Raw genomic sequence first — 10,196 nt, 5'->3', positions numbered from 1 at the left:
CCCGCGGAGCGGGATACCGTGCGCTGGCGCGCACGGTAGTGAATTCAATTTCGCAAGCGAAATTGAATTACCGAAAAATTCCCGCGCAGGCGCGGGAATTGAATTCCGCAAGCGGAATTGTTAAAAGCGCCGATGCGCGCAAGCGCGCATCGGAAGGATTCCCGCAAGCGGGAATCCGAAAAGCGGCAGCAACAGGGAGGGTGCATCGTTTGGGGAGCTGTGTAGCGACTGGAATTCCAAGCCGTGACCTCCGCAACAAGACTGACGGGGCATCGGGTGCCAGTCGAACGGGAATCTTCACGGATACTCACTCTGTCGCTCTGACGGACGATCAAAAACCATGTCAGTGCGCGGCTCATGCTACATCATCGGCCAGCCTGGTGAGGCGTGAACAGGCCACGATGCATTCTGCGAGGTGAGACTTCACTGAAGGTAGGTGCATCACTATGATGCGCTGTGTAGAGTATGGAGTCAGAGCCCACCATCCCCGGGACCAGTCATCGTTCGTGGATTCCCTCCCGGTGAATTCAGGCAGAAATGGAGAGTACGGGAATGGCCGTGAAACTTCGTGACCATCAGATCGAGGCTGTTGACGCGATCGTTCGCGGCCTGGATATCCCGCCCGGCGGTATCCCGGCGGACGGGCTGCGCGGGCAGGTGCATTCCGCGTGCGGCACAGGAAAAACAATCATGGCTGCCGTAGCGGCCAAGAGGCTTATTCCTCACGGGCGCGTTCTGGTTCTGGTGCCGACTCTGGACCTGCTGAAGCAGACTGTGAAGTCGTGGCGGAATACCGGGCACGTTGGTGATGCGGTGGCAGTTTGTTCGCTGGAAGAGGACCCGCAATTGTGGGGGCTTGATGTGCGGGCGACCACGAATCCTGTCCGGCTTGCTCTCTGGCACGGAAGCGGGCCGGTGACGATGTTCGGCACGTACGCGAGTCTGGGTGTGCTGGCGGAGGCGTTCGAGGGCGAGTACGGGCAGCGGCTGGCGCCGATGGACCTGGTGGTGGTCGATGAGGCGCATCGGACCAGCGGTTCTCTGGGGAAGGCGTGGGCGGCCGTTCACGACCAGGGTGTGATCCCGGCGGCGCGCCGGCTGTACATGACGGCGACGCCGCGGATCTGGCAGGAGCGGCCCCCGACGTGGGAGGTGGCGGAAGGGGTGCGGGACGCGCTGCCGGCGGAGCTGGCGGCCTCCATGGACGATGCCGAGATCTTCGGGCCGGTGCTGTACAAGCTCACGCTGGCGTCGGCCGTGGCGCGGGGGCTGCTGGCCCGGTATCAGATCATCGTGGTGGAGCTGACGGACCCGGTGGTGACGCCGGAGCGGTTGCGGGGGCCGCTGTCGCGCGAGGAAGGGGTGCGTGGGGAGCGGATGGGTGCGCTCCAGGGTGCGCTGTTGCGGACGATGGCGGATCACGGGCTTCAGACCACGATCACGTTCCACCATCGGAGGATCGAGGCGCAGGCGTTCGCGGAGGGGCTGGGGGGTGTGGCGGCGCGGCTGCATGCGGACCAGTCGGGCAAGTACCCGTCGGCGCTGTGGGCTGACTGGCTGTGCGGTGAGCACACCCCGGAGCGCCGGGAGGACGTCCTTGGTGGTTTCGGTGGTACCGCTCAGCGGGCCGTTCTTTCGAATTGTCGCGTCCTCGGGGAAGGCGTCGATATCCGTGCCGTGGATTCCGTTGCGCTGATTGATCCCAAGGGTGCTCCGCATGACATTGTGCAGGCGATCGGTCGTGCTTTGCGGCAGAAGCCCGGTCAGGGGAAATTGGCGTCCCTGATTGTTCCGGTGTTCCTGAAGGAGGGGGAGCAGCCGGAGGATATGTTCACCTCGGGGTCGTATCGGCCTTTGGTGAAAGTCCTGGAGGGGTTGCGGGCTCACGATGAAGAGGCTGTGGAATTGCTTGCCATCCCGCAGGAGGGATTGCAGCGTACCAAGCCTATGGAGACGATCGGTGCGGCCCCTGAGGAGGGTGAAGAGGAATCCCGGCTGCTGCTGCGTTTTGCGGCTCCGAGGGATCCGGTCATGGTCGCGAACTGGGTGTCGTTCAACGTGATCAGCGTCGAGCGGCAGGACTGGGCGCGGGGGTGGGCGGCGCTGAAGCGGTATGCCGAGAGGACCGGCGGGGCGAGGGTGCCCTATGACCACCGGGAGGGGTCGTATCCGCTGGGGACGTGGGTGGCGGAACAGCGAAGGGCGTTTGGGGCGGGGCAGTTGTCGGCGGTGCGGGCGCAGCGGCTGGAGTCGCTGGGGATGGTGTGGGACGTCGCGGACGCGCAGTTCCAGGAGAACCTGGCGGCGGCGCGGGTGTACTTCGAGATGCACTGGACGCTGTGCGCGCCGCGGGGGGCGATGGCGTTGGACCGGCCGGTGGGGCAGTGGCTGTCGAACCTGCGCCGGGCGGGGGCCTTGGAGGGCCATCCGGAGCGGGTGGCCGCGCTCGCCGAGATCGATCCGGACTGGAACCCGGAGTGGCCGGCGGACTGGCAGCGGCACTATGCGGCCGTGCGGGAGCTGCTGCGTGAGGAGGACCAGGCCGTCGTCCTGCCCGGCGTCACCGTGCACGGGATGGACGTGGGGCGGTGGCTGGCCCGGCATCAGGAACACGCGGTGTGGCAGGGCCTCGTGCCCGGGCAACGGGAGCGGCTGACGGCTCTGGGGATCCAGCCGCCGGCCCCGGAGCTGGAGGCGCCCGCCAAGGCCTCTGGGGGCCGCTTGGGGGCGTTCGAGCGGGGGGTTGCGGCTTTTACCCAGTACCGGGAGCGCACGGGCTCTGTGGGGCCCGTCAGCCGCTCTCACGAAGAAGTGATCGTGATCGACGGTGAAGAGGTCACGGTCAAGCTGGGTGTCTTCCTGTCGAACACGAAGACCCGCCGAGCCAAGCTCAGTGCGGACAGGCTTGTGCAGCTGGCCGCACTCGGACTGGAATGGGCGGCGGCGTAGCGGCGTCGGATATCTGGTGCTTCTAGCCGTTAAGGTCGTCAAAGGTGAGCTGCTGCGCCAGCGGAGTACACCCGGCGCAGCCGCACGAGAGCCATTCCTCTTCGACCCATGGGCTATAGATGTGTCGCCCGCCCGGCAAGCCGACGCTGGCACGATGCCACTTTCGCTCTGGCAGCTCGTTGAGTTCTTTCAAGCAACCGCCGAAACGGAACAAGGGCCTAGATTCCTCGAATGCTCCCAAAGTGACAGGAAACTCAGACTCCAGGCTGAGGTCTTCCATATATGTCAGGACATACGCTACGGCGCCGCCCTGCCACTTCCTACGTAGGCGGCCGAACTGTCGGGATCGCGGCCGTTCCCCCCATGCGGTATCGAGACCGACATAGACGGCCCTGACTGTTGCCTCACCGCGGTTGGCAAGGTGCACGACGAGGTAGCTCCGGACGCCACCCTCAATGCTGTAGTGGGGCGCGTCCGCGAAGCTCACCTTCACCGCGAGGCGGGGCCGCTTGCGCACGTAAGTCGCATACGACACCGCCATATTGACACCTGTGATCAACGCGCTACCGGCCGCAATGATGCGCGCGACGTTGTCCGGCCCGGCCATGCTGCTCCCTCGGCTCCGGCGCCCATCTGTGAGCGCTGCCCGAAGGCTCGCCGTGCCTAGGGGACCTGACACCGGTTCTGAGGAGGTTCTGAGCATCACGAGCTGCCCAAGTGAGCGCTGCCGAAGTCGAGTCCGTGGCGGCGGCCGTTCTCACTCTGTGCTGTACCAACTGGTGAGGCGTCAGCTCGGGGTGTTTTCGCTGGTGAAAGGTTGAGGTCAGGGTGCCGCTGGCTGCCGCTGTCACGGGGCGACACGACACCCCCGAAAGAGTCAAGAGAATAGGTTAAATCCAGGGTTAAGTAACTGCTGGTGCGGTTGACGGAGGTGAGCCACCTTGGCGAGTCAGGAAGAGCTGTTCGCGTCGGTCGACGTGCTGCTGGCGGAGGAACCGCAGCTGCCGACCCCGGCGGAGCGGGCGCGGCTGCGGGAGGCGGCGGGGGTCACTCAGGCCCGTCTGGCGCAGGCCTTGAAGACCACCCAGCAGACGGTGACGGACTGGGAGCACGGGCGCAGCGAGCCGCGCCCGCCGCGGCCGGAGGCGTACCAGCGGCTGCCCCGGTTGCGGCCGCTCCCTCCCCGGCCGTCCCGGCGCCGGCGGCCGTCAGTGCGGCGGAGGCGCCGGGTGCCGGTTCCTCTTTTCCGGCCCCGGATGAGGCGGCGCCGGCCGTAACGGAGCGCCGCGCCCCCGCGCCGTGCGGGACGCGGCCGGCGGACGGGTCTGCGGGCACAACCCCGGCTCCCCCGGCGGCACGCCGGTCGACCCGGCCCCGCCGGAGGCCCGGCCCGAACACCCCGTCGCGCAGGGCTGGACGGGCGGCTTCCTGGACGAAGAGGCCTACCAGTGGGTGCGCGACGTCGACCTGCCCACCGGCGGCGAGGCCGCGCTGCCCTTCGCGGCCGGCCCGGACATCAACACCACGTTCCTGGCCGCCGCCGCCCGCCTGACCGTGGGCCTGTCCGCCCCCGAGCACGCCAGTGCCCCGGCGTTCGACCCGAAGATCCCGGGGTGCTGGCTGGTCTGCCTCTCCCCGGTCGGCCTGGACCCGCGCCCTCCCCCGCCGTTCACGCCGTCGGGCGAGCGGCCGACGGGCCCGGCCCGGTACGAGACCCGCACCGTCGCCTACGCGCAGGAACTCGGCCACAACGTCCCCCCGCCGGAGGCGTACCTGCGCCACGAGACCGGCGCGTTCCTGGACCCCTGGCACGAGAGGCCCAGGACCGCGTACGCCGACACGATCGACACCACAGTGCCCGCCGGCCCGGGCCCTGGCGGCCGTCGGGCCCGGTGCAAGAAAGCCGCGCACGCCCCGGTCCACGCGCTGCTCGCCCAGGGCCACTCGCGCCGGACGATCCGCCAGGCATCCGGGCCGGGGCCTCAGCACCGTGCTGCGCTACGCGCGCGCCACCGACCGGCAGGGCACCCTCCGTGAGAACCGGCCCCGACCCACCAGGCCGGACCCTGACAAGCCCTGGAACAGCGGTTCGCCCCAGGATGCACGAACGCCACCCGGCTGCACCGCGAACCCCTCGCCGAGAACGCCCCGGTCATCCACCAGATGGTCCGCGCCTGCATCGCGCCCCTGCGAGCCGCGCCGGCAGCAGCTCCTCCTGCACCGCCGACGGTCCGACAGGTCACCGGCCGGCTCACCCGCCGTCCCGCAAAGCCGACATGGAAAGACCGGGTGCCAGGTCAGCCCGCGACCGTCCAGGTGTCCCCGCCGGCCAGCAGCGCCGCCAGGTCGCCCCTGCCGTGCTGTTCGACGGCGGTGTCCAGCTGCCCGGACATCCGGACGTCGTAGACGGGCCGTTCCACCGAGCGGAAGACGCCGAGGGGCGTGTGGTGCAGGGTGTCGGGGTCGGCCAGCCGGGACAGCGCGAAGGCCGTGGTGGGGGAGGGGGAGCGGGCGTCGTGCACAAGGACCTCGGACTCGTTCTCCGCGCTCACGTCGACCACCTTCAGATCGCCGGTGAGCCGGTCCCGTACGACACCGCGCGCACCGTCCGCGCCGAAGCGGACGGGCTGCCCGTGCTCCAGACGGATCACCGCCTCGTCCGCCGACTGCCTGTCCTTGAGAGCGTCGAAGGCGCCGTCGTTGAAGATGTTGCAGTTCTGGTAGATCTCGATCAGGGCCGTGCCCGGGTGGGCGGCGGCCGCGCGCAGCACCTCCGTCAGGTGCCTGCGGTCGGAGTCGATCGTGCGTGCCACGAAGGACGCCTCCGCGCCGATCGCCAGCGACACCGGGTTGAACGGGGCGTCCAGCGAGCCCATCGGCGTCGACTTGGTGATCTTGCCGACCTCGGACGTCGGCGAGTACTGCCCCTTCGTCAACCCGTAGATCCGGTTGTTGAACAGCAGGATCTTCAGGTTGACGTTGCGGCGCAGCGCATGGATCAGGTGATTGCCGCCGATGGACAGCGCGTCACCGTCACCGGTCACCACCCACACGGACAGGTCCCGCCGGCTGGTCGCCAGCCCGGTCGCGATCGCGGGAGCGCGGCCGTGGATGGAGTGCATCCCGTACGTGTTCATGTAGTACGGGAAACGCGACGAGCAGCCGATGCCCGAGACGAAGACGATGTTCTCCCTCGCCAGGCCGAGTTGGGGCATGAAGCCCTGCACGGCGGCGAGGACGGCGTAGTCACCGCAGCCCGGGCACCAGCGCACCTCCTGGTCCGACTTGAAGTCCTTCACGGACTGCTTGGCCTCGGCCTTGGGGATCAGCTGCAGCAGTCCGTCGGTGGCGTCGGTCATGGCGTCAGTCATGGATGGCCTCCTTCAGCGCCGTGGCAAGCTGCTCGGCCTTGAACGGCATGCCGTTGACCTGGTTGTGGGAACGGACATCCACCAGGTATCGCGCGCGGATCAACGTGGCCAGCTGACCGAGGTTCATCTCCGGGACGACGACGCGGTCGTACCGGGACAGGATCTCACCGAGGTTGCGTGGGAAGGGGTTGAGGTGGCGCAGATGCGCCTGCGCGATCGGCTCGCCGGCCGCCCGCAGCCGCCGTACCGCCGCCGTGATCGGCCCGTACGTCGACCCCCAGCCCAGCACCAGCGTGCGCGCCCCCTCCGGGTCGTCCACCTCCAGATCCGGGACGCCGATGCCGTCGATCTTGGCCTGCCGGGTGCGGACCATGAAATCGTGGTTGGCCGGGTCGTAAGAGATGCTGCCCGAGCCGTCCTGCTTCTCGATGCCGCCGATCCGGTGCTCGAGACCCGGCGTGCCCGGGACCGCCCACGGCCGGGCCAGGGTCTGCGGATCCCGCTTGTACGGCCAGAAGACCTCAGTACCGTCCTCCAGGGTGTGGTTCGGTCCGCTCGCGAACTGCACCCGCAGATCCGGGAGCTCCTCCAGCTCCGGGATCCGCCAGGGCTCGGAGCCGTTGGCCAGATACCCGTCGGAGAGCAGCATCACGGGAGTCCGGTACGCCAGCGCGATCCGCGCCGCCTCCAGCGCCGCATCGAAACAGTCCGCCGGCGTCCGCGGCGCGATCACCGGGACCGGCGCCTCACCGTTACGCCCGAACATCGCCTGCAACAGGTCGGCCTGCTCGGTCTTGGTCGGCAGCCCCGTCGACGGCCCGCCCCGCTGGACGTCGATCACCAGCAGCGGCAGCTCCAGCGAGACCGCCAAGCCGATGGTCTCCGACTTCAACGCGATTCCCGGACCCGAGGTCGTCGTCACGCCCAGCGCACCGCCGAACGCCGCGCCCAGCGCCGCACCGACACCGGCGATCTCGTCCTCCGCCTGGAACGTACGCACACCGAAATTCTTGTGCCTGGACAACTCATGCAGAATGTCCGACGCCGGGGTGATCGGGTACGACCCGAGGAACAACGGCAGACCCGCCAGCCGGGACGCGGCAACCAGCCCGTAGGACAGCGCCAGGTTCCCGGAAATGTTCCGGTACCTGCCCACCGGGAAAGCGGTGGCCGCCGGGGCGACCTCGTAGGAGACCGCGAACTCCTCCGTCGTCTCACCGAAATTCCAGCCCGCCCGGAAAGCCGCCAGGTTCGCCTTCATGACCTCGGGCTTCCTGGCGAACTTCTGCTGGAGGAATCTCTCCGTGCCCTCGGTCGGCCGGTGGTACATCCACGACAAAAGACCCAGCGCGAACATGTTCTTGCTGCGCTCGGCCTCCTTACGGCTGAGACCGAACTCCTTCAGCGCCTCCACCGTCAGCGCGGTCAGCGGCACCGGATGGAGGCTGTAACCGTCGAGTGACCCGTCCTCCAGAGGCGAGGTGCCGTAGCCGACCCTCTGCATCGCCCGTCCGGTGAACCCATCCGAGTCGACAATGACCTCCCCCCCGCGCGGCACATCCGGCAGGTTCGCCTTCAACGCAGCCGGGTTCATCGCCACCAGCACATCCGGCGCATCACCGGGAGTGAGGATGTCATGGTCGGCGAAATGCAACTGGAACGAAGAAACCCCCGGCAGAGTGCCCGCAGGCGCCCGGATCTCGGCCGGGAAATTCGGCAGCGTCGACAGATCATTACCCAACAACGCCGTCTCCGACACAAACCGATCACCCAACAACTGCATACCATCACCCGAATCACCCGCAAACCGAATCACCACCCGACCCAAACAACACAACTCCTTCACGGGAGGCGCCTCGGCCTGGGCGGACGGGCTGGTCTGGACAAGCATCGAAAAGCTCCTGTCGTCCTTGATCTCACGGATCGCGGTGCCGGAGGACGCCGTGCGCGGTCGTCAACCCCGTGGGAGAGGGGGATCGTGCCGCGGGCCCGACGGGGGACGGTTGAGCGATCGCTGTCGACGTCTCATCCGTCGATTGCTGTCGCGGTGCCGTGGCGGGGGCGGTCGGCAGCGGCTGCCTCTTTGCCGGCCGTGCAGAGGGTGGCCGAGTCCGGGACGCCGTCCTGCGCCGCCTGTCCGGCCGCCCGCACACAGGATCTTCGCCAGGGCCGACGCGCTGTCGGCGAGCGGGGCCGGCGACCGCCGTCCCGCCGGTAAGGCACTCGTGGGCGCCGTCCATGCCACCGGTGGTCCGCGTCGTGCAAACGCCGCGGCGCCCCTGTTCCGGGCGCCCGTACCGGTTGGGGCCCGGGAGCCCGGGTCACTCACTGGGCTGAGACGGCGTCAGCCCGCCTGCGGGGCGGCATCGGTGACTTCCGGCGTCGACGCCGGGGTGGTGGCAGGCGTGGGGGCCGGCCGGGGCTGCTTCTTCAGGCCGAGTCCGATGAAGGCACCGCCGAGCGTCCCCATGGCCGCGACCCACCCTGCCATCCGCAGCCCGCCGACCAGCGCGTGCGGGTCGGGGTTGTGGCCGGCGTGCGCGTTGGCCACCGCGACCAGAGCCGCGAGGCCGAGGGCGCCGCCGATCTGACGGCACGTGGAGGCGAGCGCCGAGGCGACCCCCTGCTGGGCCGGTTCGGCCCCCGAGGACGCCACCGCGACGAAGAGCGACGGGAAGGCGAAGCCGCCGCCGGCGCCCCAGATCGCGATCCCCGGCAGCAGTGCCCAGTAGGAGCCGTGCGTGGACATGCCGGCGATGATCGCGGCCAGTCCGACGGCGGTACCGACGGTGCCGAGGAAGAGCGTCGTGCGGACCCCCAGCAGACCCAGCACCCGGGCGTTGAGCTTCATCGCCACCACCATGCAGATCACGGTCGGCGGCAGGAAGGCGATACCGGCGGCGAACGGGCTGTAGTTCAGCACGGACTGCAGGTAGGTGGTGAGCAGGTAGTACGTACCGCCCAGAGATGCCTGGAAGACGATCAACGCCAGCATGGGGACGTTCAGGCCCCGCAGGCGGAACAGCTTCAGGGGCACCAGGGGGTCGGCGGAGCGCTTCTCGATCAGGACGAACAGCGCCAGCAGCAGCGCGCCGGCCGTCAGAGCGCCGAGGCCCTCCAGCGAGCCCCAGCCCTTGTCCGGGCCGCTGACCAGGCCGAACACCAGCAGCGTCGAACCGATGGTGGCGACTGCGGCACCGACGGCGTCGAAGCTGCGGCCGGTGCCGAGCGGGCGGTCGGGCGGCAGGATCCGGGTGGCGGCGAACGCCGCGACCAGCGCGAGGGGGACGTTGACGAAGAAGACCCAGCTCCAGCCGAAGGCGCTGGTCAGCACCCCGCCGAGCAGCGAGCCCGCCGCCAGGCCCGCGCTGCCGACGGCGCCCCACACGGACGTGGCCCGGTTGCGCTCCGGGCCCGGGGCGAACGTCGTAAAGACAAGCATCAGCGTCGCCGGCGTCAGCAGCGCACCGCCCACACCCTGGAGCGCGCGGGCGGTCACCAGGAGTCCGGCGTTCTGGGCGAGTCCGCCGGTGAAGGAGGAGAGTGCGTAGATGACGAGTCCGGTCACCAGCATGCGTCGCGGGCCGATCCGGTCGGCCGCGCGGCCTCCGAACAGCAGCAGTCCGCCGAGCGCGACCGCGTAGGCGCTGACGACCCACTGCAGCGACTGCGCGGAGAAGCCGAGCTGGCTGCCGATGTCCGGCAGCGCCACGTAGACGATGTTGTAGTCGATGGTGACGATGAACTGGGTGAACGCCAGCAGGGCGAGTGTGTACCCGGCCCACCGTGGCGATCGGGAGTCTGTGGTGGCCATGGGGTGGCTTCTTCCTTCGGGGTGAGCGGGGCGGTGGCCGCCCGAGGCGGGTTCTGCACCCG

The 10,196-nt window shown here is 69.0% G+C and carries 6 protein-coding genes and 1 pseudogene; 3 read left to right on the top strand and 4 right to left on the bottom strand.

From position 1 onward, the window contains the following. The first annotated feature begins 552 nt into the window (after positions 1-552). Entirely contained in the window at positions 553-2,949 is a 2,397-nt protein-coding gene (locus tag SSP29_RS46675; protein ID WP_089107079.1) for a DEAD/DEAH box helicase, read from the top strand. A gap of 22 nt (positions 2,950-2,971) precedes the next feature. On the opposite strand, the gene SSP29_RS46670 is transcribed toward SSP29_RS46675, so the two are convergent. Beyond that, a complete protein-coding gene (locus SSP29_RS46670) occupies positions 2,972-3,556 on the bottom strand; it encodes a hypothetical protein (RefSeq protein ID WP_089107078.1) in 585 nt (194 codons plus the stop codon). Between the two features lie 334 nt (positions 3,557-3,890). Here SSP29_RS46670 and SSP29_RS60690 point away from each other — a divergent pair, with 334 nt between their 5' ends. Together SSP29_RS60690 and SSP29_RS60685 are read left to right on the top strand one after the other, a co-directional pair. Next, positions 3,891-4,226, top strand: a complete 336-nt coding sequence (locus SSP29_RS60690; protein ID WP_107436442.1) for a helix-turn-helix domain-containing protein — start codon at positions 3,891-3,893, stop codon at positions 4,224-4,226. Between the two features lie 7 nt (positions 4,227-4,233). Then, positions 4,234-4,902: pseudogene (locus SSP29_RS60685) on the top strand (hypothetical protein); the annotation flags it as partial. Positions 4,903-5,246: 344 nt separating this feature from the next. Here the strand turns inward: SSP29_RS60685 and SSP29_RS46655 are convergent. The 3 genes from SSP29_RS46655 to SSP29_RS46645 form a co-directional block, all read right to left on the bottom strand. Next, positions 5,247-6,308, bottom strand: coding sequence for a 2-oxoacid:ferredoxin oxidoreductase subunit beta (locus SSP29_RS46655; RefSeq protein ID WP_089107077.1), 1,062 nt, complete (start codon positions 6,306-6,308; stop codon positions 5,247-5,249). Positions 6,309-6,312: 4 nt separating this feature from the next. Next, a complete protein-coding gene (locus SSP29_RS46650; RefSeq protein WP_089107076.1) occupies positions 6,313-8,211 on the bottom strand; it encodes a 2-oxoacid:acceptor oxidoreductase subunit alpha in 1,899 nt (632 codons plus the stop codon). A 453-nt stretch (positions 8,212-8,664) separates the two neighbouring features. Then, positions 8,665-10,134 (bottom strand): MFS transporter, encoded by a 1,470-nt coding sequence (locus SSP29_RS46645; protein WP_089107075.1) that lies wholly within the window; start codon positions 10,132-10,134, stop codon positions 8,665-8,667. Between the last annotated feature and the right edge of the window lie 62 nt (positions 10,135-10,196).

The sequence above is a fragment of the Streptomyces hyaluromycini genome (assembly GCF_002217755.1).
GTDB classification, from domain to species: domain Bacteria; phylum Actinomycetota; class Actinomycetes; order Streptomycetales; family Streptomycetaceae; genus Streptomyces; species Streptomyces hyaluromycini.
Note: the sequence above shows the minus strand (reverse complement) of the source record. Positions and strands in the feature narration are given on the sequence as shown.